The following is a 21,416-nucleotide window of genomic DNA, read 5'->3' as shown; positions in this document are numbered from 1 at the left end:
AAGGCACGCGGCTACGTCGACAGCAGGCGATGCACCGCCATCGCCGCCAGCGCGGCAAGCCCGCAGATCGATGCGGCAGCGACGCCCAGGCTTGCGAGATGACCCAGCAGCATTTCCGTGCGGCGGGATGAGCGGTCGTGGGTCATTCGAGTTGGCCGATGCCCGGCTTCGCAAGGTGCAGCACTTCGTAGGTCGTGGCGCCGTCGACATGCGCTGGCGCGCGGGTCGAGAGCGTGAAGCGGACCAGCTGCCAGCTCGCAAGATCGAGTGCCGTCCAGACGGCGACGGTGTCGGGCCGTGCAGCCCGTTCGCAGTTGCCTTCGGCTTCCGTCGCTTGAAAGGCGATGCGGTCCATTGCCGCATCGAGCACGCGTTCCTCGCGAAGGAGCGAATGCGCCTGCTGGGCGCTAGCGGTGCCGGCGCGCGCATCAAGCGGCAGCCAGGTCTCCACGCGCGGCCGTCCGAAGGAATCGATCACGCTCTGGAAGCGCTCACCCATGAGAAAGCGCACTGCCGCCGCCGGATCGAGCCAGAGATAGACCGAGGCATAGAGGTGCCCCGTGGCGCCGTGCCGGCCGCGCTCCTGCGCGACGAAGGCCTTGAAGGCGAGGCCTTCCGTGTCGTCCCACAACGGGCCTCGGCGCGCCGCGCGCTGGCGGATCGTCTGCATGTCGTAGTCGGCCGGCAGCCTGTGCGAATACTGCATCGCGAACATCGTGTCGCTCCTTGTCGTGAATGGAGCAGACAAGCTTGCGCGCGTGCGCGCACCGGGAGAAGAGGGCGCGCGATATAGCTGTGATTCGCTGGCGCAATGGCTGGCGTAGCCGGCCAGGGGCGCGCGCCTTGTCCCCGCTGCGCGTGTCCGGCTATGCCGAGTGCGACGGCACGCGATGCACCTGCCGGCGTCGACGCAGCGCCAGCCACCACAGGAGCGCCGCATTGATCGCCCAACTGCCGGCAAGCAGCAGCAGCGCCGTGTGCGCCACGCCGGGCGACAGCCCCAGGGTCAGCAGGCTGAGTGACCACGGAAGGCCACCCAAAATGGCGATGAGCATGCCCACGTCGCTTTCCGGCACGAGGGCGCAGGCCACGATGCAAACGACGCCCACGACCGTGTAGATCGACGCTGCAAGGCGCCATCCGGAGAGCTGGAACGACCGTGAATTCGCGGTGGGCATACCGCAAGCTTCGCCGATTGCGCGATTCGGTGTGAAGGCCTTCAGCGCGTAGGGATGTAGTGCTTTGGCGATGGTTGTCGGGGTGAGCCCGGCAACCGGTTTTCAGGCGTGTTTCTTTCTTCTGCCTGTCACTTGAAGGCGCCACCATCCGCGCATGACAGGCCAACTGATCTCCATCGCCCTGACCGTGGACCAGCACGACGGCGGCGATTATTTCTGGGTATTGCTCGAATCCTTCGACCACTCGATGGAGTTCGAGCCGCTGCTGGAAGCGGCAGCAGGTTTCTCCACTTACGCCGACGCCTTGCAGGCCGGTTATGCGGTGCTGAAGGGCTTGTCGGAAGACCTGAACATCGGCCCTCGGGAAGAGCGCGACGATCCGGTCGAGGCCGCCGACGACAGCGCTTTTCTGTAGCACGCAGCTTGGGTTGGGGCTGTACGTGCGGTGATCGCCGTGCGGCGGCCGGTGCCATGTGCGGGGCGGGCTATGCTCGCGGCAGTTTTTGCGCCACCGGACTGCCTGCCATGAAGAAATCCAAGCCCCCGAAGAAGACGAGCACCTACGACATCAAGAAGCAGTGGCATTGGGGCCGTGCCATGCGGGAGCTTCGCATTGCCGATTTCCTGAAGGACGGCCGGCTCCTCGTTCCCGGCGAGTACACCGGGGAGGGCCCCGCCACCGACGACGGGACTGGCGCACTTCGGACCGTGGGAGGCATCCAGGTCGGCGCCGCCGATTACGCGACGGGAATGATGTGGGTCGGCCGCAAGCTGCGAGAGGGCGATCTGCCCGCGAAGCCGGCCTCGCAGGCATAGGGTAAGTCCTCGCGATTTTTGTCTCCTGCAGGTCTATGTTGGGTTCGTGACCCACTGCAGGAGACGATCATGCTGATGGTTACGAAAGTGGTTGCCGCGGGGGTGACCGCCCTCGCATTTGGCGGCGCGCCTTCTCCGAACAACCGCGTTGCCGACCAGTACCGTCCCGCCGAGCCGGTCGTTGCCGCGCAGGCCCACCCAGACGCGCAGTGCCCGAATGGATGCAATGTCTGGCGCCTGATTTACGACGGGCGCTGACGCTCGCCGGCGTTCGATCGAAAGCGGTTCGTTGCCGCGTGGGGCTGCGTTGGCTTGCAATCGCTTGGCAGCGGCATCGAATGGCGGTGTCGGGGCAACGACCAGGGCGCGGAAGTGGGTAGAATCCGGCCTTCCCCGGTTTGCAGAAACAGCGGCTAAGTCGTTGATTTGCTTGGAATGTCGCCCTGCATTGGGAACAGACGGCCGAAAGCTCGAATGCTTTCGCACCCGGCCAGGCAAGCCTCTCCAGCTTTCGCTTGCAGCTTCTCTGTCCAACCCGGAATCTGCCCGTAGCTCAGTTGGATAGAGCACCTGCCTTCTAAGCAGGTTGTCGGGGGTTCGATCCCCTCCGGGCAGGCCAATTCAATGCCAATGTGAGACGCGGTTTGCCGTCAATCGTCAGGCCCTGCACGCCCTTCGAAGACATGCGCATCGTCGGCACAGCCAGCCACGAATCACGAAGCGCCGGAAAGAAAATCAGACCCCGAAAAGCAAAATGCCTGCAACGACATGAGTCATTGCAGGCATTCACTTTTTTTGGTCGGGGCGAAAGGATTCGAACCTTCGACCCTCTGGTCCCAAACCAGATGCGCTACCAGGCTGCGCTACACCCCGACAAGCCTTCTATTCTAGCCCGGATATTGACCCGATTCAGCGTTTCTCGTACTGAGTCTTGCCGAAAAGAATCTCGCGCTCCTTGTCGCCGGTGATCGGCTGGCGCAAATCGGCCAGCACTTTCACTCCGCGCTGCACGGCTGGGCGCGCGGCGATGCCGTCGAACCAGGCCTTCAGGTGCGGGAAGTCGGTGAGGGTGATGCCCTGGTTTTCCCAGCTGCGCAGCCAGGGGAAGATGGCGATGTCGGCAATCGAATAGGTCTTGCCGGCGATGAACCTGTTCTTCGACAGCTGCTTGTCGATCACACCGTAGAGGCGGCGCGCCTCGTTGGTGTAGCGGTCGATCGCATAGGCGATCTTCTCGGGCGCGTACATGCGGAAGTGGTGCGCCTGGCCGAGCATCGGGCCGACGCCGCCCATCTGGAACATGAGCCACTGCAGCACGTCGTAGCGCTCGCGGTCGCCGGTGGGCAGCAGCTGGCCGGTCTTGCCGGCGAGGTAGACGAGGATGGCGCCCGATTCAAAGAGCGAGATCGGCTTGCCGTCCGGACCGTCGGGGTCGGTGATGGCGGGGATCTTGTTGTTGGGGCTGATCTGCAGGAACTCGGGCGCGAACTGGTCGCCCTTGCCGATGTTCACGGGATGCGCGCGGTAGGGCAGGCCGCACTCCTCCAGCATGATGTGAATCTTGTGGCCGTTCGGCGTGGGCCATGAATAGACCTCGATGGGCGATGCGGACATGTCGCGGGCTCCGGTGGGTGTGGATGTGATGCGAGCGCGCAGCATATACGCGCGAATCCACCCGCGTGCAGGCGCGGGAATTGGCCCTTCGCAAGCCTTTTCAGCCGACCTGTTTCTCGTGCGCGTTGCACCACATCCAGGCTTCACCGGGCTCGATGGACTGGATCACCGGATGCCCTTCGGCCTTCGAGTGCCGGGTCGCGTGGCGGTTCTTCGACGAGTCGCAGCAGCCCACGTGGCCACAGTGCACGCACACGCGCAGATGAACCCAGGTGTCGCCCGTCTTCAGGCAGTCTTCGCAGCCCTTCAGGGTGTGGGGCTGGGCAATGGTCGCAGGCACGTGGTCGCAGGCTTTGATGGGCACCGGAAGGCTCCTTGTTGCAGGGATGTGTGGGAGACGAATGAATAAACGGCTTCAGGCAACCGCCGATGCCGAAGACAGATGCTGATGGATCAGCGCGACCGCCGCAGCGCCTTCGCCGATGGCGCCACCCACGCGCTTGACCGAGCCCGAGCGTACGTCGCCCACGGCAAAAACGCCCGGCACGCTCGATTCGAGCGCGGTGGCCGGCCGCGCCGGAAAGCCGCTGCTGGCCTCGGTGCCGGTCAGCACGAAGCCGTGCTTGTCGACCGAGACGCCGCAGCCGTCGAGCCACGAGGTCTCGGGTTCCGCGCCGACGAACAGGAAGATGTTGCGTGCCGGGCAGTCGTGCTCGTTGTCCGTCGAGTGGCAGCGCCATGTCGCACCTGTAAGGCCTTCGTCCGAACCGCCATGCAGGCGCACGAGTTCGGTGTGAGGCTGCAGCGAGATGTTGGGCGTGGCCTCGATGCGATCGATCAGGTAGCGCGACATGCTGGCCGCCAGCGACGGTCCGCGCACCAGCACGTTGACCTTGGCCGCGTGGTGCGACAGGAACACCGCCGCTTGGCCGGCCGAGTTGCCGCCGCCGACCAGCGCCACTTCCTGGTTCGCGCAGATCTTCGCCTCGATGGCCGATGCCCAATACCAGATGCCGCGGCCTTCAAATTCGGCCAGCCGCGGCACGCCGGGACGCCGGTAGCGCGCGCCACTGGCAATGACCACCGTGCGTGCGTTGATCGTGCGGCCATCGGCCAGCGCAACGGACAGGCTGCCGAGCGCGTTGTTGCGCGAGCAGTCCAGCGACACGACCTTGGCCGGGATCAGCATCTCGACGCCGAACTTCTGCGCCTGCACGAAGGCGCGGCCCGCCAGGGCCTGGCCGGAGATGCCGGTCGGAAAACCCAGGTAGTTCTCGATGCGCGCGCTGGCGCCGGCCTGGCCGCCGAAGGCGCGGCAGTCGAGCACGATCACGCGCAGCCCTTCGGAGGCGGCGTACACGGCGGTCGCCAGGCCGGCCGGACCGGCGCCGACCACGGCCACGTCGAACAGTTCGTCGTGCGCCACGGTATCGACCATGCCGAGGCAGCGCGCCAGCGCGTCGTCGCCTGGGTTCACCAGCACCGAGCCGTCGGGGCAGACCACGAGCAACTGGCTCGCGCCGTACTGCGCCAGCAGCGCGGCGGCATCGGGGTCTTCGACCGCATCGACCACGTGATAGGGATAGCCGTTGCGGCGCAGGAAGTTCTCGAGCCGCGCCATGTCGGGCGACTGCGGCGGGCCGATCAGCACCGGGCCGCTGGCGCCCGATTCAATGAGCGCCACCCGGCGCAGGATCAGTGCGCGCGTGATGCGTTCGCCCAGGTCGGCTTCGGCCACCAGCAGCGCGCGCAATTGCGCGGGTGACACCAGCAGTGCCTCGACGTCTTCGTCGGCGTGGCCGTCGACCAGGGCAGGGCGGCCGCTCAATTGCCCGACTTCGGCCAGGAACTCGCCCGGCCCCTGCCGAACGATCGGCACCACATGGCCCAGGCCGTCGCGTTGCGTGACAGCCACGATGCCTTTGAGCAGCACGAACATGCCGGGGCCGGTTTCGCCGGCGGTAAACAACCGCTCGCCGCGCGCAAAGCGCTGCACGCTGCCAAAGCGTGCGATGCGCGCAATCTCGGTGTCACTGAGGACCGGAAAGGTCTGGTGAAGGCGGCTGTTGCCGGTGTTGCTGATGTCGATAGGCATGGGCTGACACTCCGTTTCGCGAATCCAGCGCATTAGACGCCGAAGCCGTGCCGACGCGTTGTAACACCGTCATGTGGCTGCAATGTTCCTGACATGCCGGCTTCATCGCAGGTGCGGAGACTCCCTCGGCAGAAAGGGTTCCCCATGAAAGAACTGCCCAACCCGACGTTTCCGCTTTCGCAGATCGGGCTGCGCGCGGCCTTGTGGCCCGCTCCTGCAACCGGCGCCTCGACGGCAGCCCGCACGTCGGTGCCCCAGGCCCCGGCCGTCATTCTTCCGCCGGTCATCGAGTCCAAGCAAGGCATCACGGTGGGCTGGGCCCGCCACCTCGACGACGTGCGCGCCGCCCAGCGCCTGCGCTACGACGTGTTCGTCGGCGAGATGGGCGCCCGGGTCTCGTCGCCGCTGGCCGGCCACGACATCGACCTGTTCGACGACTTCTGCGAACACCTGCTGGTGCGCGACGAACTGACGCAACAGGTGATCGGCACCTACCGCGTGCTCACGCCGGCACAGGCGCGCCGCGTCGGCAGCACCTACAGCGACACCGAATTCGACCTGACCCGGCTGCGCGACCTGCGCGAACGCATGGTCGAACTGGGTCGCAGCTGCGTCCACCCGGACCATCGCCAGGGCGGCGTGATCCTGGCGTTGTGGGGTGCACTGGCCGGTTTCATGCACCGCAACAAACTGGACACCATGATCGGCTGCGCGAGCATCCCGATGTCACACAACGGCGTGACGAACGGCGATGCGGCCGCCAGCATCTGGCGCCAGGTGTCGGCCAAGCACATGGCGCCTATTCAATATCAGGTGCAGCCCCGCCTGCCGCTGCCGGTCGAACGGCTCGACAGCACGCTCGACGTGGAGCCGCCGGCGCTCATCAAGGGTTACCTGCGCCTGGGCGCCAAGGTGCTGGGCGCACCGGCCTGGGACCCGGACTTCAACGCCGCCGACCTGCCGATGCTGATGCGCATCGACGATCTGCCGGCGCGCTACCGCAAGCACTTCCTGGGCGCATGAAGCCAGCGGCCGCCCGGCCCGACACCGGGCCGCTTGCTTCTTCCCCGGCGGGCGCCAGGCCGTCATCGGCCGGCACAGGGGCGTCACACGAATGTCATGCAACTGTCACAAGCGAGGCTGACACTGTCATATTTCAGCCTACGTGTTCTCCCGTGCCGCTTGCATCAGAATCAGTGCCCATGCCATCCGCCCCCGCAGACCTGTCGCCCGACGTCGCGGCGCCCACGTTCACGCTGCTGGACCGCGATCACAGCATCCTGTCATTCAATGAGCGGGTGCTCGACTGGGCCCATCGCCCCGAAGTCCCGCTGATCGAGCGCCTTCGCTACCTGTGCATCGTCTCGTCGAACCTCGACGAATTCTTCGAAGTGCGCGCTGCGCCGCACCTGATTGCGGGCAGCGCCGGTGACCACAAGGGCACCTACACCGTCGAGTCTTTCGAACGCCTGGCCGAGGCGGCCCATACGCTCGTGGCGCGCCAGTACGCGCTCTACAACGACGAGCTGATGCCGACCTTTGCCAAGCACGGCATCCACATCATTTCGCACGGCGAGCGCAACCCCGCGCAGCGCAAGTGGGTCAGCGAGTATTTCGAGCGCGAAGTGCGCCCGCTGCTGATCCCGGTCGGGCTGGACCCGGCGCACCCGTTCCCGCAGGTGGCGAACAAGTCGCTCAACTTCATCGTGCGGCTGGGCGGCAAGGATGCGTTCGGGCGAGAGAACCCGATCCAGATCGTCAAGCTGCCGCGCGTGCTGCCGCGCCTGATCCGCATGCCGGCCAAGGTATCGGACGGCAAGACGCTGTTCGTGGCGCTGTCGAGCGTGGTGCGGGCGCACCTGTCGAGCATGTTCCCGGGCCGCGAGGTGGGCGACTTCTCGCAGTTCCGCGTGACGCGCCACTCCGACCTCGCGGTCGACGAGGAAGACGTCAAGAACCTGCGCACCGCGCTGCGCCAGGGCCTGCAGCATCGTCACTACGGGCAGGCCGTGCGCCTCGAGGTGTCGGCCAGTTGCGCCGAATCGCTCGCCAGCTTCCTGCTGGCGCAGTTCAACCTGCCGCCGGAGGCCCTGTACCGCGTGCACGGGCCAGTGAACCTCGCGCGCCTCACGCAACTGATCGACCTGATCGACGAGCCGCAACTGCGCTTTCCGCCGTACCCGGCGTCGTATCCCGTCACGCTGTCGCCGGCCCAGTCGTTCTTCGAGCGGCTGCAGCGCGGCGACGTGCTGATCCACCAGCCCTTCGAGAGCTTCGATGGCGTGCTCGCCTTTTTGCGCGAAGCCGTGCTCGACCCGCAGGTGCTGGCGATCAAGCAGACCATCTACCGTACCGGCGCCGACTCGGAGCTGATGGACCTGCTGCGCGAAGCCGTGCGCCGCGGCAAGGAAGTCACCGTGGTGGTGGAGCTGAAGGCGCGCTTCGATGAAGAGGCCAACATCAACTGGGCCGAAATGCTCGAGTCGATCGGCGCGCAGGTGGTGTATGGCGTGGTGGGCCTGAAGACCCACGCCAAGATGCTGCTGGTGACGCGCCGCGAGGGCAAGCAGATGCGCCGCTATGGCCACCTGTCGACCGGCAACTACAACCCGCGCACCGCACGCCTGTACACCGACATCAGCCACCTCACGGCCGATCCGATGCTGACGGCCGACATGGAGGCCGTGTTCGTCCATCTGGCAAGCCAGAGCCGGCTGCCCAAGCTCAACCGCATGTGGCTGGCTCCGTTCGACCTGCACAAGAACCTCGTCACGCAGATCGATGCGCTGGGCGTGGCGGCCGCGAGCGGCCAGCCGACCCGCATCGTCGCCAAGATGAATGCGCTGACCGATGACGAGATCATCGGTGCGCTGGTCCGCGCGGGGCAGAAGGGCGTGAAGATCGACCTCATCGTGCGTGGTGCCTGCACGCTGCCGGCGCAGGTGCCGGGGCTGACCGACAACATCCGCGTGCGCTCGGTGATCGGCCGCTTCCTCGAGCACTCGCGGGTCTTCTACTTCCGCAACGGTGAAGACGAGTCGCTCTACCTGTCGAGCGCCGACTGGATGAACCGCAACATGATGCGGCGCGTCGAACTCGCCTGGCCCGTGACCGACCCCGGGCTGCGCCAGCGCCTGATCGACGAATGCCTGGTGGCCTACCTGCACGACGGGCGCGATGCCTGGGACCTGGGCGGCGACGGCATCTACACGCGCGTCAACCACGACACGCATGCGGGCGAGGCGGGCGCTTCGCCTGTCGTCGAGGCGCATGGCGCACAGGCTGCCCTCATGAACCGCTATGCATCGCGAGGGCATCATCGTGATGCAAGCAGCAACTGAAGACCGAAAGACGATGACCATGGACTTGATCTTCTGGCGTCATGCCGAAGCCGAGGACTGGACCGAGGGCTGCGACGACATGCAGCGCTCGCTCACCGCACGCGGCGAGAAGCAGGCCAAGCGCATGGCCAGCTGGCTGGACCGCCAACTGCCCGATGGCACGCGCATCATCTGCAGCCCCGCGCGGCGCTGCGAGCAGACCGCGCTGGCACTGGGCCGCAAGTACAAGGTGCGCTCCGAGCTGTCGCCCGAGACCACGGCCGAGGCGCTGCTCGGCGCGGCCGGCTGGCCCAACGGCAAGTCGGTGGTGCTGATGATCGGCCACCAGCCTTCGGTGGGGCAGGCGATCTCGCTGCTGCTCGGCCTGAAGCAGGACAGCTGCCCGGTGCGCAAGGGCGCGCTGTGGTGGATCCGCACCCGCGAGCGCGACGGCGACGTGCAGACCGTCGTGGTGACGGTGCAGTCGCCCGAGCTGCTCTAGCGCGTTGCCTTAACCTTCGCTCAGCTCCACGCGCCAGTTGCTGGTCTTCTGCCAGGCCAGCACTTCTTCGCGCAGCAGGTGCGCCGACTGCGGATAGGCCTCGGCCCAATCCGGCGCGCAGGCGATCGTGAAGGCCCGGGCGCCCAGCGCCGCAAGGTGCAGGGCTTGCGGGTCGGGGTCGCGGCGCGCATGGCACAGGATCACCGCCAGGCGCAGCGCGAGCAGTTGCATCACGAAGGTTTCGTCGTCCAGTGCCACCTCGAGCTTGCGCAGCTTGCCGCGCTGGCCCAGCACGAGCTGGCCGAGCGCATGCATCTCGTTGACGGCGAAGCCGGGCGCGTCGGTGTTGTCCAGGATGTAGGCGCCGTGCTTGTGATAGTCGCTGTGCGAGATCTGCGTGCCGATCTCGTGCAGTTGCGCGGCCCAGCCCAGCTTGCGCAGGGCGCGGCCGGCACGGCTCGATGTATTGCCGCCGCGCGCCGCGGGAGACAGCTGCAGGAACAGGGTCGCGGCCGTTTCGCCGACGCGCTTGGCCTGCGCCGCGTCGACGGCGAAGCGATTGGCCAGCCGCGCGACCGTCGCGGTGCGCATGTCGGCCACGCTGTCGTCGCGCTCCAGCAGTTCGTAGAGCACGCCGTGGCGCAGGGCGCCCTGGGCCACTTTCATCTCGGTGATGCCGAGCAGGTCGAACACCGCGCGCAGCACGCTCACGCCGCCGCCGATCACGGCCTTGCGGTCTTCGCGCATGCCGTCGATGCGCAGTTTGTCGGCGCTGCCGGCCTTGAGCAGGCGGTCGAGCAGCCAGTCGAGGCCTTCGCGCGTGACGAGGCCGGGTTCGGCTCCGGCAGCGGCCAGCACGTCGCCGACCGCGCCGATGGTGCCGGAGGCGCCGTAGGCCACGTCCCACTGGTCGCGCGTGTAGCTGGCCAGTGCGTCGTCGAGCACGGCCTTGGCCGCGACCTCGGCGGCGCGGAAGGCGGGCAGGGTGAAGAGGCCTTCGCCGAAGTGCTTCATCGACCAGGCGACGCTGCCGACGCGGTACGACTCCATCCGCTCGGCCTCCAGTGCGTGGCCGATGATCATTTCGGTGGAGCGCCCGCCGATGTCGATCACCAGCCGGCGTTCGCGGTCGGAGGCGTCGGTGTGCGGGAGCATGTGCGCCACGCCCTGGTAGATCAGGCGGGCTTCTTCCCGGCCCGGGATCACGTCGATGCCGAAACCCAGGATGGTGCGCGCGCGCAACAGAAATTCTTCGCGGTTGCGGGCCTCACGCAACGTCTGCGTGGCCACGGCGCGTACCTGCGAGCGCTTGAAGCCGGCCAGCCGCTCGCCGAAACGCGCCAGGGCGTCCCAGCCGCGCTGCATCGCCTCGGGCGTGAGGTTGCGCGCGCTGTCCAGGCCGTTGCCCTGGCGCACGGTTTCCTTGAGGTACTCGGTGCGGTGAATCTGACCATGGTCGACCTGTCCGATTTCCAGCCTGAAGCTGTTCGAACCCAGATCGACCGCTGCGAGGCGAGTGCCGTTTTGCATTGTGTAGTGAGGAGGGCGGTTCTCTGATCGTAGCGCCGTGACAGAACGCGCCGTCGCCCAAGTGTCATCACGGGGAGGGTTGGAGACTAGGTGCGACGCATGACGGTTGTGTGACAGCGTCACACAAACCGATGGCGAGAAGACGGCATTTTCCCTCGACAGAGGGGTGTCATATGGATGTCACAGAAGCTTTTTAGAGTCCGTCCCAAGCCCGAAAGGGACTACTTCTTACTTCTAAAGGAAGCTTTATGAAAACGACGTTCAAATTTGCTGCAGCCGGCCTGATCGCCGCTGCTTTCGCCCAAGCTCCCGCTTTCGCACAAGATGTGACGGGCGCCGGTGCCAGCTTCCCGGCACCGCTGTACGCCAAGTGGGCTTCCGACTTCAACAAGGCCACCGGCGTCAAGATCAACTACCAGTCGGTCGGTTCGGGCGCTGGCATCAAGCAGATCGAAGCCAAGACCGTCGACTTCGGCGCATCGGACGCTCCACTGAAGGACGACGAGCTGCAAGCCAAGGGCCTGATGCAGTTCCCCACTGTCATCGGTGGCGTGATCCCCGTGGTCAACATCCCTGGCATCAAGCCCGGCGAGCTGAAGCTCAACGGCCAGGTCCTGGGCGACATCTACCTGGGCAAGATCACCAAGTGGAACGACCCCGCCATCAAGGCACTGAATGCATCGCTGGCCCTGCCGGACGCCGCCATCGCGCCGGTTCGCCGCGCCGACGGTTCGGGCACCAGCTTCCTGTTCACCAACTACCTGAGCAAGGTCAACGCCGAGTGGAAGTCGAAGGTCGGCGAAGGCACGGCCGTCAACTGGCCCACCGGTGCGGGTGGCAAGGGCAATGAAGGCGTTGCCGCTTTCGTGAGCCGCCTGCCGAACTCGATCGGCTACGTCGAGTACGCCTACGTCAAGCAGAACAAGATGACGTATGCACAGATGCAGAACGCTGCTGGCACCTTCGTGTCGCCTGACGACACCGCCTTCAAGGCCGCTGCCGCCGGCGCCGAATGGAGCAAGAGCTTCTACCAGGTGCTGACCAACCAGGCTGGCAAGGACGCATGGCCCATCACCGGCGCCACCTTCATCCTGATGCACAAGGTGCAGGACAAGCCCGCCAACGCGACCACCGTGCTCAAGTTCTTCGACTGGGCCTACAAGAGCGGCGACAAGACTGCCGACGACCTCGACTACGTGCCGATGCCTGACGCCGTGAAGGCCACCATCGCCAAGTCGTGGGGTGAAGTGAAGGACGCGTCGGGCAAGGCCGTCGCGTACAAGTAAACCCACCCATCAGTCCAGGACGGCGCGCCCATGAGCATTTCATCGCTCGAGGACGCGCCGATTTCGTCTTTGCCGGAGCGACCCTTGTCATCCACCTTTCCTGCCGCCGCCGCCACGCTCGACCTCGCGGCCGAGCGCGGTCGTGCCACCGCCCCTCCGCCTCCCGCCAAGGCACCGCGTTCCGGCCCCATGGCCGACCGGCTGTTCGGCTGGGCCGCCAAGGGCGCCGCGCTGCTGACGCTCGCGATGCTCATCGGCATCCTGTTGTCACTGGTGATCGGCGCCTGGCCTGCCATTTCCAAGTACGGCCTCGGCTTTCTCACGAGCAGCGTGTGGGACCCGGTGAAGGACGAGTACGGCGGCCTGGTGATGATCTACGGCACGCTGGCCACCTCGTTCATCGCCCTGGTGATCGCGGTGCCGGTGAGCTTCGGCATTGCGCTCTTCCTGACAGAACTTTCGCCCAACTGGCTCAAGCGCCCGTTGGGCACGGCCATTGAACTGCTGGCGGCGGTGCCTTCCATCGTCTACGGCATGTGGGGCCTGCTGGTCTTCGGCCCGATCCTCTCGACCTGGGTGCAACAGCCGCTGCAGAAGCTGCTGACCGGCGTGCCGTACCTTGGCGCGCTGGTGTCCGGCCCGCCCGTGGGCATCGGCATTCTTTCGGCCGGCATCATCCTGGCGATCATGATCATCCCGTTCATCGCCTCGGTGATGCGCGACGTGTTCGAAGTGACGCCGCCGCTGCTCAAGGAGTCGGCCTACGGCCTGGGCTCCACCACCTGGGAAGTCGTGTCCAAGGTCGTGCTGCCCTACACCAAGGCCGGCGTGATCGGCGGCATCATGCTCGGCCTGGGCCGGGCGCTGGGCGAAACGATGGCGGTCACCTTCGTGATCGGCAACATGAACCAGCTCAACTCGCTGTCGGTGTTCGAGGCTGCCAACAGCATCACCTCGGCACTTGCCAATGAATTCGCGGAAGCCGGTGCGGGCCTGCACCAGGCTGCGCTGATGTACCTGGGCCTCGTGCTGTTCTTCATCACCTTCGTCGTGCTGTCGCTCTCGAAGATGCTGCTGACCCGGATGAAGAAGAGCGAAGGAACGAAGTCGTGAGCACCGCACAAAACCTGCTGAGCGCCAAGGCGCTCGCCGAAACGCGCCAGGCGAAGTTCGCCTCGCGCAACCGCGTCAACAAGATCGCCCTCACGCTGTCGCTCGCCGCGATGGCGTTCGGCGTGTTCTGGCTCGTGTGGATCCTCTGGGAAACGCTGCGCCAGGGCGTCGGCGGCCTGGCGATCGCCACCTTCACCGAAATGACGCCGCCGCCGAACGAGGCGGGCGGTATTGCCAACGCCATCTTCGGCTCGTTCGTGATGGTGATGCTGGCCACCTTCGTGGGCACGCCGATCGGCATCATGGCCGGTATCTACCTGGCCGAATACAACCCCAAGGGCTGGCTCGCCTCGGTCACGCGCTTCGTCAACGACATCCTGCTGTCGGCGCCGTCGATCGTGATCGGCCTGTTCGTCTACGCTGTGGTGGTGGCCTACTTCAAGACCTTCTCGGGCCTGGCCGGTGCGCTGGCGCTCGCGCTGATCGTGATTCCGGTGGTGATCCGTACCACCGAGAACATGCTGCAGTTGGTGCCGCCGGGCCTGCGCGAAGCGGCCTACGCCCTGGGCACGCCGAAGTGGAAGGTGATCCTGAGCATCACGCTGCGTGCTGCGCGCGCCGGTGTGGTCACGGGTGTGCTGCTGGCCGTGGCGCGCATTGCCGGCGAAACCGCGCCGCTGCTCTTCACCGCGCTGAACAACCAGTTCTGGACCGCCGACGTGAGCCAGCCGATGGCCAGCCTGCCGGTCACGATTTTCAAGTTTGCGATGAGCCCGTACGAGAACTGGCAGAAGCTGGCATGGGCCGGCGTGTTCCTGATCACCGTCGCCGTGCTCGCCCTCAATATCCTGGCGCGGGTCCTCACGCGCACCAAACACTGACTGAAGAAGAAGATCACCCATGGCAAATACCGTCGCACAACCGTCGCGTTCGAAGATCTCGGTCAAGGACCTGAACTTCTACTACGGCAAATTCCACGCGCTCAAGGGCATCAACCTCGAGATCCCCGAGAACAAGGTCACGGCCTTCATCGGCCCGTCGGGCTGCGGCAAGTCGACCCTGCTGCGCACCTTCAACCGCATGTTCGAGCTTTACCCCGAGCAGCGCGCCGAGGGCACGATTGCCCTGGACGGCGAGAACCTGCTCACCTCCAAGCAGGACGTGGCGCTCATCCGCGCCAAGGTCGGCATGGTGTTCCAGAAGCCCACGCCGTTCCCGATGTCGATCTACGACAACATCGCCTTCGGCGTGAAGCTGTTCGAGAACCTCTCGGCCAGCGAGATGGACGACCGCGTCGAGTGGGCCCTGAAGAAGGCGGCCCTCTGGACCGAAGTGCGCGACAAGCTGCAGCAAAGCGGCTCGGGCCTCTCGGGCGGCCAGCAGCAGCGCCTGTGCATTGCGCGCGGCATTGCGATCAAGCCCGAAGTGCTGCTGCTCGACGAGCCGTGCTCCGCGCTCGACCCGATTTCGACCGCCAAGATCGAAGAACTGATCGCCGAACTCAAGAACGAGTACACGGTCGTCATCGTCACGCATAACATGCAGCAGGCCGCCCGCTGCAGCGACTACACCGCCTACATGTACCTTGGCGACCTCATCGAGTTCGGCGCGACCGAACAGATGTTCTTCAAGCCGCAGCGCAAGGAGACCGAGGACTACATCACCGGCCGTTTCGGTTGATCCCCAGGAGACACCATGACTGAAAAACACCTCTCCAGCCAGTTCGACAGCGAACTCAACGGCGTTTCGTCGCGCGTGATGGAACTCGGCGGCATGGTCGAGTCGCAGATCCACCAGGCGGTGTACGCGCTGCTGCAGTTCGACCCCGAGGCGGCCGACCGCGTGATGGAAACCGAGCACCGCGTCAACGCGATGGAAATCGACATCGACCGCGAGCTGTCGTCGATCATCGCGCGCCGCCAGCCGACCGCGCGCGACCTGCGCCTGTTGATCGCCATCTCGAAGACCACGGCCAACCTAGAGCGTGTGGGCGACGAGGCCAACAAGATCGCGCGCATGGTCAAGTCGATCATCGAGAGCGGTTCGGCACGCGCGTTGCCCACCACCGAGCTGCGCATCGCGGCCGACTTGGCGTCGAGCCTGCTGCGCACCGCGCTGGACGCCTTCGCGCGCCTGGACACGGCCGCGGCGCTGTCGATCCTGAAGGACGACGACCTGATCGACAAGGAGTTCGACGGCTTCGTGCGCAAGCTGGTCACCTACATGATGGAAGACCCGCGCACCATCTCCGCCAGCCTCGACCTGCTGTTTCTGGCCAAGGCCATCGAACGCATCGGCGACCACGCCAAGAACATCGCCGAGTTCATCATCTACATCGTCAAGGGTGCCGATGTGCGGCACACTTCGATGCAAGAAATCGAGTCCGCGCTGCAGTAAGCGCGGCAAAAGACTCCCAAAGAAAGCATGAAGAAACCCCGAGTCCTGATCGTCGAAGACGAGTCCTCGATCGCCGAGCTGATCGCCGTCAACCTGCGCCACAACGGCTTCGAGCCGATCTGGTCGGAAGACGGTGCCGCAGCACAGCGAGAGATCGACGCCTTCCTGCCGGATCTGATCCTGCTCGACTGGATGCTGCCGGGCCAGAGCGGCCTGCAGCTCGCGCGCCAGTGGCGCAAGGACCCGCGCACCAAGGCCATCCCGATCCTGATGCTGACTGCGCGCGGCGACGAACCCGACAAGGTGGCGGGCCTCGATGCAGGTGCCGACGACTACATCACCAAGCCTTTCTCCACGCAGGAAATGCTGGCCCGCATCCGTGCGGTGCTGCGCCGCCGTGCACCCGAAGTGGTGACCGAGCGCGTCGAGATCGGCGAGCTGGCACTCGACACCTCCACCCACCGCGTGACGTGGCAGGGCGGTGCACTCAAGGTCGGGCCGACCGAATTCAAGCTGCTGGCCTACCTGATGCAGCACGCCGAGCGCGTGCACAGCCGGGCGCAACTGCTCGACAAGGTGTGGGGCGACCACGTCTACATCGAAGAGCGCACGGTCGACGTGCACGTCAAGCGCCTGCGCGAGTCGCTGGGTGCGGCCGCGCCGATGGTGGAAACCGTCCGGGGAGCGGGCTATCGCCTGACCGCCCAAGTCACGGTTTGAACGCCGTGACGTCCCTTGGCTGCGGGCGCGGATAATCGCCCGCCATGCCCTTTCGAATCGCTACATTTTTAATAGCGTCCCTCGTAATAGGAGCGGGCGCTGTCGGCCTTTTCGGCTGGAAGTTCGCCTGGCTCGGTGCCTGGCTGGGCGCCGTGCTGTGGCTGGGGCTCGACGCCTGGCGCGCCGAACGGCTGCTGCAGGTGCTGCGCAACGACGCCCTGGGCCTGCCGGCACGTGGCCCTGGCGTGTGGGGTGAGCTCTCCGAACGCATCCGCAAGCTGCTGCGCGACCGCGAGCAGCAGACCCGCCAGGCCGAAGACCGGCTGCAGGAGTTTCTGGCTGCGATCCAGGCGTCGCCCAACGGCGTGGTGCTGCTCGACGAGCAGGGCCGCATCGAGTGGTGCAACGAGACGGCGGCAGGCCAGTTCGGCATCGATGCCGAGCGCGACCTTGCGCAGCATCTGGCGAACCTCGTGCGCGACCCGGCCTTCGTGGCTTACCTGGCTTCGTGGAACTACAGCCGCGACGTGATCATCGATGCCTCCGGGCCGGGCCATGCGCACCTGCGCAGCCATCCTGTGCGGTTGTCGGTGCAGGTGCACCCCTACGCGGGCAACCGCCGGATGCTGCTCACGCGAGACATCACCGCGCTCGAACAGGCCGAGGCGATGCGGCGCGATTTCGTCGCCAATGTCTCGCATGAAATCCGCACGCCATTGACCGTGCTGGCCGGCTTTGTCGAGACCCTGCAGAACCTGCCGCTCGATGCGGACGAGCGCACGCGCTACCTCGCATTGATGGGGCAGCAGTCGCACCGCATGGAAACGCTGGTGAACGACCTGCTCACGCTGTCGCGCCTCGAAGGCAGCGCGGCGCCTTCAGGCAACCAGTGGATTCGCACCCGTGCCTTGCTGGCGCAGTGCGAGGACGAAGGCCGTGGCTTGTCGGGACGGCTGGCGCCACTGGGGCATCGGCTGTCGTTCACCATCGATGCCGAGTCCGAGGTGTCGGGTGCGCCCACCGAACTGCAAAGCGCGATGTCGAACCTGTTGAGCAACGCAATCCGCTACACGCCCGGTGGTGGCGAGGTGGCCGTGAGCTGGAAGGTGCTGCCGGATGGCCGTGGCGAGTACGCGGTGCGCGACACCGGCCCGGGCATTGCGGCCGAGCACATTCCACGGCTGACCGAGCGCTTCTACCGCATCGACCGCAGCCGCTCGCGCGAGACCGGCGGCACCGGGCTGGGCCTTGCGATCGTGAAGCACATCGCGCAACGCCACGGCGCCGAGCTGCGCATCGAGAGCACGGTCGGCAAGGGTTCCCGCTTTGCGCTGCTGTTTCCGGCGGCACGCGTGCGGGAAGCACGCGTACTCGCGAAGTAAGCGGCTGGCGGGTCGGGCGACTCAGGCCGCCCGCTTCGCCATCGTCCAGCGCAGCAGTGCGCCGAACAGCAGGGCAGTCAGTGCCAGTGCCGCTGCACTCATGATCCAGAACGCCAGCGGCGACTGAATGGCCTCCCAGGGGCCGAGCCCGTGGTACGCCAGCAGGTAGCTGCCACCGAGGCCCAGGCCCCAGAGCATCGTGCAATAGATGACCAGCGGCGCCAGCGTGACCCGGTAGCAGCGCAGCACGAACACGCAGAGCGTCTGCATCGCATCGGCCAGGTGGAATGCGGCCACCGGCAGCATCAGCGCCGCGGCCAGCGCAATGACGGCGGGGTTGTCTGAATACACATTGGCCAACGGAAAGCGCAGCGTGACCAGCGCCGTCGCGAAGAGCAGGGCGCACAGCACCGCCAGCTCGAAGCCCAGGCGACAGCTGTGCCGCGCCTTGGCGGCATCGCCCGCGCCGAGCCAGAAGCTCACGCGCGCGCTGGTGGCGATCGAGAGCGACAGCGGCACCATGTAGGCCACCGCCATCAGGTTCGCGGCGATCTGGTGGGCTGCCGCCGCGGCGGTGCCCAGGCGCGCGATGAACAGCGCCATCAGCGTGAACGAGGTCACCTCGACCAGCACCGCAAGGCCGCCGGGCACGCCCAGTCGTGCGAACTGCCGGATCTGGTTCCAGTCGGGCTTCTCGATGCGCTCCCAGAGCCGGTAGTTCCGGTAGAAGGGGCTGCTGCGCAGCAGCCACACCGCACAGGCGAGCATGGCCCAGTTCACGCACAGCGTCGCCCAGCCGCAACCCACGAGGCCCATCGCCGGCAGGCCCGCACCGCCGAAGGTGAACCAGATCGACAGCGGGAGCTTGACCAGCAGCGAGCCCAGCTGCAGCCAGGTCACGAGTTGAGGCTTGCCCAGGCTCTGGTTCAGGGTGCTGAAAAGGCGAAACAGCAGGGAAGGCGCGAGGGCGAAGGCCAGCACGCTCAGGTACATCTCCACTTCGCCGCGCATTTCCGCAGGCACTTGCGTCAGCCGCAGCACGGCGCCAGGCGACAGCAGCGCCGCCATGCCGACCACGATGGCAATGGCGGCAAGGTACAGCGATTGCCGCACCGAGCGGCCCACTTCGCTGCTGCGGCCGCCGCCGTGCAGTTCGGCCCAGATCGGCAGCAACGCCTGCAGCACGCCCATCAGCGAGACATACACGCTGATGAAGATGGCGGCACCGACCGAGAGCGCGGCCAGCGCGTTCTCGGAATAGCGGCCGGCGATGATGGTGTCGGTGACGCCGAAGGCCATCACCGCCAACTGGCCGACCAGCACGGTGCCTGCGTGCCGCGCGATCAGGCCCCGTTCGCCTTTCACTGCGGCGGGATCTTCTGATACAGCAACAGGTCGTCGGCCGGGCTGCTGGGACGGCGCAGGGTGCCGCTGAACCGCCATTGATCGAAGGGGATGATCGTGTGCAGCCGCCCGATCGTGTCGGGGCTCACCAGCAGCCAGGGGCAGTCGGTGCCCAGCAGCAGCGGCTGCAGGTTGAAGTTGCCGTGGTGGCGCAGCGCGGCGATGTGCTGCCGGCTCAGGGCCAGTTCGGCAATGCAGCGGGGCTGTCCGACCCGCTCGGCCACGGCGCGCACCTGCGGCACGTAGCTGCGCGCGTAGTCGATGGGGGGCAGCCAGAGCGTCATCAGCAGCATCCAGCACAGCGCGGTGCCGCCGGCTGGCAGCACCAGCGTCTTCCAGAGCGCGGCGCGGTGCCGCCCGGTGCGCCAGCGCACCAGCCAGCACCAGGCGATGGTCGCGGCCAGCGCGAGCACGAAGGCGATCGGAGAGAACTCGGGCACGAAGCCGGGCACCAGCCGGGCCACGCTGGCCGCGGGCTTCGGCGGCACGCCGGTCAGCATGGCGATCCAGTACATCCAGCCCAGCGCGGCGAGGCTGCTGAACAGGAGCACGTTGAACCAGTCGATCAAGGCCAGCGCGCTGCGGCGGAAGGTGGGCAGGGCAAAGGCGGCCAGGGTGGCGAAGGCCGGAAGCGCCAGCAGCAGCGAGCGGTCGGAGAAGTCGGTGGTCCAGGTGGCGGCCAGCGGAACCAGCGCGAACCAGAGCGGCAGCGCCACATGGCGCGCGGAGAGCTGGCGGCGCCAGCGCCACAGCGTCCAGAGCGCGAACGGCCAGACCGGCCACGTGAACCACAGCAGCAGCTTGGCCTGGCTGCGGATGTCGCCAAACAGCGAGTTGCCGATCAGCGTGATCTTCCACTGCTGCAGGCCCAGGCCGAAGACCAGCGCGGCCGCAAGAAGGACGACGCAGACCATCGTGATCAGCGCGCCGCGGGTGTAGCCCGGGCCGTCGTCGGGACTGGCATCGGCGCCGAGCTTTGCCGTGCGGCGGCGCTCGTAGGCGATGTACAGCGCACCGCCGGTGGCCAGTGCAAGGCCGACCGTCGGCGCGCCGCTCAGCGTGATGCCAAGTGTGCCCACGATCAACCCGATCACCGGACCGGCGCGTCGGTACGGAAGTGCCGCCACGCCGTAGAACAGGTGCGAGGCAAAGTACAGCTGGGCCAATGCCGGCGTGGTCTCGTGGCCAAGCTGGGCCAGGCCCATGCAGGCGATCAGCGCCAGCAGGCCGCCATCGGCGATGGCGCGTGCGTAATCGGTGGGGCGGGCCTCGCCGCCGAAGGCGAACGCGACAGGCTGTGCGCGGGCTGTGCGGGCGAGGTAATAGACGGCGTACCAGGTCGCGGTGAAGGTACCCCAGAGCAGCAGCGCGAAGGCGATGCGCACGGCCAGGTCGGGGTTCAGCCACGAGGGAGAAATCTTGATGGCCCAGGCGCCGATCCAGTAGGGGATCAGCGCGGGCGTTTCCGGGCGCATGCCCAGCAGCATCGGATCGAACCAGCGGGAGATGCCCTCGGTGGTCCGCGCCAGTTCGGCCATGTAGCCGAAGGCCGTGATGTCCGCGCTCTTCCAGGGGCCCCGGCCCACCAGACCCGGCAGCAGATAGGCCGCGCACAGCAACAGCAGCGCGATGCGCGGCAGCCGGCGCACGGCGTTCTGGGCAACGATTGCGGGAGTGGGTTGGTTCAAGAGACGGAGAGCCGGGTTCGGAAAGAAAAAGGGCAGCGCGGTAAACCGGGCTGCCCTCGACGCAAAAGCGCGTGCCTTACTTCGAGGCGGCGCCGGTGGTCTTGCCGAAGCGGTTGCGGAACTTCTCGACGCGACCGCCCATGTTGTCGACCGACTTTTGCGTGCCGGTGTAGAAGGGGTGCGATTCGCTCGTGGTGTCGAGCTTGAACAGGGGCAGCTCGCGACCGTCATCGGTCGTGCCCATTTCCTTGGTGTTCGCGCACGAACGGGTCACGAACTTGAAACCGTTCGACATGTCGACGAACAGGATTTCGCGGTAATTGGGGTGGATGCCTTCTTTTGCCATGGTCTTTCCTTTTGCGCTGTTGGAA

At 66.4% G+C, this 21,416-nt stretch carries 23 protein-coding genes and 2 tRNA genes; 14 read left to right on the top strand and 11 right to left on the bottom strand.

Annotation, left to right across the window (positions count from 1 at the left end; genetic code table 11):
- Positions 1-11: 11 nt before the first annotated feature.
- The 3 genes from BLQ28_RS33285 to BLQ28_RS15525 form a co-directional block, all read right to left on the bottom strand.
- A complete protein-coding gene (locus BLQ28_RS33285) occupies positions 12-146 on the bottom strand; it encodes a hypothetical protein (protein WP_256327309.1) in 135 nt (44 codons plus the stop codon).
- Complete coding sequence (locus BLQ28_RS15530) at positions 143-715, bottom strand: DUF4865 family protein (protein WP_093240864.1); 573 nt, start codon at positions 713-715, stop codon at positions 143-145. The genes BLQ28_RS33285 and BLQ28_RS15530 overlap by 4 nt, the downstream gene beginning before the upstream one ends.
- A gap of 151 nt (positions 716-866) precedes the next feature.
- On the bottom strand, positions 867-1,178 hold the full coding sequence (locus tag BLQ28_RS15525; protein ID WP_093240861.1) for a hypothetical protein: 312 nt from the start codon (positions 1,176-1,178) through the stop codon (positions 867-869).
- A gap of 154 nt (positions 1,179-1,332) precedes the next feature.
- Between BLQ28_RS15525 and BLQ28_RS15520 the strand changes: the two genes are divergently transcribed.
- From BLQ28_RS15520 to BLQ28_RS15505, 4 genes are all read left to right on the top strand, one after another.
- Positions 1,333-1,593: a hypothetical protein gene (locus tag BLQ28_RS15520; RefSeq protein WP_093240859.1), complete on the top strand. Its 261-nt coding sequence runs from the start codon at positions 1,333-1,335 to the stop codon at positions 1,591-1,593.
- Positions 1,594-1,703: 110 nt separating this feature from the next.
- Positions 1,704-1,994, top strand: coding sequence for a hypothetical protein (locus BLQ28_RS15515; RefSeq protein WP_093240857.1), 291 nt, complete (start codon positions 1,704-1,706; stop codon positions 1,992-1,994).
- A gap of 69 nt (positions 1,995-2,063) precedes the next feature.
- Positions 2,064-2,252, top strand: coding sequence for a hypothetical protein (locus BLQ28_RS15510; RefSeq protein WP_093240855.1), 189 nt, complete (start codon positions 2,064-2,066; stop codon positions 2,250-2,252).
- Positions 2,253-2,536: 284 nt separating this feature from the next.
- Positions 2,537-2,613: transfer RNA gene (locus BLQ28_RS15505), tRNA-Arg, on the top strand.
- 177 nt (positions 2,614-2,790) lie between these two features.
- On the opposite strand, the gene BLQ28_RS15500 is transcribed toward BLQ28_RS15505, so the two are convergent.
- The 4 genes from BLQ28_RS15500 to BLQ28_RS15485 form a co-directional block, all read right to left on the bottom strand.
- A tRNA-Pro gene (locus tag BLQ28_RS15500) sits at positions 2,791-2,867 on the bottom strand.
- Between the two features lie 36 nt (positions 2,868-2,903).
- A complete protein-coding gene (locus BLQ28_RS15495; RefSeq protein ID WP_093240853.1) occupies positions 2,904-3,608 on the bottom strand; it encodes a glutathione binding-like protein in 705 nt (234 codons plus the stop codon).
- A gap of 100 nt (positions 3,609-3,708) precedes the next feature.
- A complete protein-coding gene (locus BLQ28_RS15490) occupies positions 3,709-3,972 on the bottom strand; it encodes a UBP-type zinc finger domain-containing protein (protein WP_093240850.1) in 264 nt (87 codons plus the stop codon).
- Positions 3,973-4,023: 51 nt separating this feature from the next.
- On the bottom strand, positions 4,024-5,703 hold the full coding sequence (locus BLQ28_RS15485; protein ID WP_093240848.1) for an FAD-dependent oxidoreductase: 1,680 nt from the start codon (positions 5,701-5,703) through the stop codon (positions 4,024-4,026).
- A gap of 144 nt (positions 5,704-5,847) precedes the next feature.
- Between BLQ28_RS15485 and BLQ28_RS15480 the strand changes: the two genes are divergently transcribed.
- From BLQ28_RS15480 to BLQ28_RS15470, 3 genes are all read left to right on the top strand, one after another.
- Positions 5,848-6,726, top strand: a complete 879-nt coding sequence (locus BLQ28_RS15480; RefSeq protein ID WP_093240846.1) for a GNAT family N-acetyltransferase — start codon at positions 5,848-5,850, stop codon at positions 6,724-6,726.
- Between the two features lie 179 nt (positions 6,727-6,905).
- Positions 6,906-9,044, top strand: a complete 2,139-nt coding sequence (gene ppk1 / locus BLQ28_RS15475; protein WP_256327308.1) for a polyphosphate kinase 1 — start codon at positions 6,906-6,908, stop codon at positions 9,042-9,044.
- Positions 9,045-9,063: 19 nt separating this feature from the next.
- On the top strand, positions 9,064-9,525 hold the full coding sequence (locus BLQ28_RS15470; protein ID WP_176801147.1) for a SixA phosphatase family protein: 462 nt from the start codon (positions 9,064-9,066) through the stop codon (positions 9,523-9,525).
- A 9-nt stretch (positions 9,526-9,534) separates the two neighbouring features.
- Here the strand turns inward: BLQ28_RS15470 and BLQ28_RS15465 are convergent, their stop codons facing one another.
- A complete protein-coding gene (locus tag BLQ28_RS15465; protein WP_093240840.1) occupies positions 9,535-11,055 on the bottom strand; it encodes a Ppx/GppA phosphatase family protein in 1,521 nt (506 codons plus the stop codon).
- A gap of 248 nt (positions 11,056-11,303) precedes the next feature.
- Between BLQ28_RS15465 and pstS the strand changes: the two genes are divergently transcribed.
- The 7 genes from pstS to phoR are packed head-to-tail and all read left to right on the top strand — an operon-like array spanning position 11,304 to position 17,953.
- Positions 11,304-12,341 (top strand): phosphate ABC transporter substrate-binding protein PstS, encoded by a 1,038-nt coding sequence (gene pstS, locus BLQ28_RS15460; protein WP_093240837.1) that lies wholly within the window; start codon positions 11,304-11,306, stop codon positions 12,339-12,341.
- A gap of 30 nt (positions 12,342-12,371) precedes the next feature.
- Positions 12,372-13,454: a phosphate ABC transporter permease subunit PstC gene (gene pstC / locus BLQ28_RS15455; protein WP_093240835.1), complete on the top strand. Its 1,083-nt coding sequence runs from the start codon at positions 12,372-12,374 to the stop codon at positions 13,452-13,454.
- Positions 13,451-14,335, top strand: a complete 885-nt coding sequence (gene pstA, locus BLQ28_RS15450; protein WP_093240832.1) for a phosphate ABC transporter permease PstA — start codon at positions 13,451-13,453, stop codon at positions 14,333-14,335. The genes pstC and pstA overlap by 4 nt, the downstream gene beginning before the upstream one ends.
- Before the next feature lie 19 nt (positions 14,336-14,354).
- Complete coding sequence (pstB, locus tag BLQ28_RS15445) at positions 14,355-15,134, top strand: phosphate ABC transporter ATP-binding protein PstB (RefSeq protein WP_093240829.1); 780 nt, start codon at positions 14,355-14,357, stop codon at positions 15,132-15,134.
- Between the two features lie 15 nt (positions 15,135-15,149).
- Complete coding sequence (gene phoU, locus BLQ28_RS15440; protein WP_093240827.1) at positions 15,150-15,851, top strand: phosphate signaling complex protein PhoU; 702 nt, start codon at positions 15,150-15,152, stop codon at positions 15,849-15,851.
- A gap of 27 nt (positions 15,852-15,878) precedes the next feature.
- The gene (phoB, locus tag BLQ28_RS15435) at positions 15,879-16,571 is read left to right on the top strand and encodes a phosphate regulon transcriptional regulator PhoB (protein ID WP_007836652.1); all 693 of its coding nucleotides are present in this window, start codon (positions 15,879-15,881) and stop codon (positions 16,569-16,571) included.
- A 44-nt stretch (positions 16,572-16,615) separates the two neighbouring features.
- On the top strand, positions 16,616-17,953 hold the full coding sequence (gene phoR / locus BLQ28_RS15430) for a phosphate regulon sensor histidine kinase PhoR (RefSeq protein WP_093240824.1): 1,338 nt from the start codon (positions 16,616-16,618) through the stop codon (positions 17,951-17,953).
- A 21-nt stretch (positions 17,954-17,974) separates the two neighbouring features.
- Here the strand turns inward: phoR and BLQ28_RS15425 are convergent, their stop codons facing one another.
- The 3 genes from BLQ28_RS15425 to BLQ28_RS15415 all read right to left on the bottom strand — a co-directional run bounded on the left by BLQ28_RS15425 (position 17,975) and on the right by BLQ28_RS15415 (position 21,391).
- A complete protein-coding gene (locus tag BLQ28_RS15425; protein WP_093240822.1) occupies positions 17,975-19,318 on the bottom strand; it encodes an MATE family efflux transporter in 1,344 nt (447 codons plus the stop codon).
- The gene (locus BLQ28_RS15420) at positions 19,315-21,045 is read right to left on the bottom strand and encodes a hypothetical protein (RefSeq protein WP_093240819.1); all 1,731 of its coding nucleotides are present in this window, start codon (positions 21,043-21,045) and stop codon (positions 19,315-19,317) included. Before BLQ28_RS15420 ends, BLQ28_RS15425 begins: the two co-directional genes overlap by 4 nt.
- 76 nt (positions 21,046-21,121) lie before the next feature.
- Complete coding sequence (locus BLQ28_RS15415; protein WP_093240817.1) at positions 21,122-21,391, bottom strand: type B 50S ribosomal protein L31; 270 nt, start codon at positions 21,389-21,391, stop codon at positions 21,122-21,124.
- Between the last annotated feature and the right edge of the window lie 25 nt (positions 21,392-21,416).

The sequence above is a fragment of the Variovorax sp. EL159 genome (assembly GCF_900100965.1).
Classification (GTDB): Bacteria; Pseudomonadota; Gammaproteobacteria; order Burkholderiales; family Burkholderiaceae_C; genus Variovorax.
Note: the sequence above shows the minus strand (reverse complement) of the source record. Positions and strands in the feature narration are given on the sequence as shown.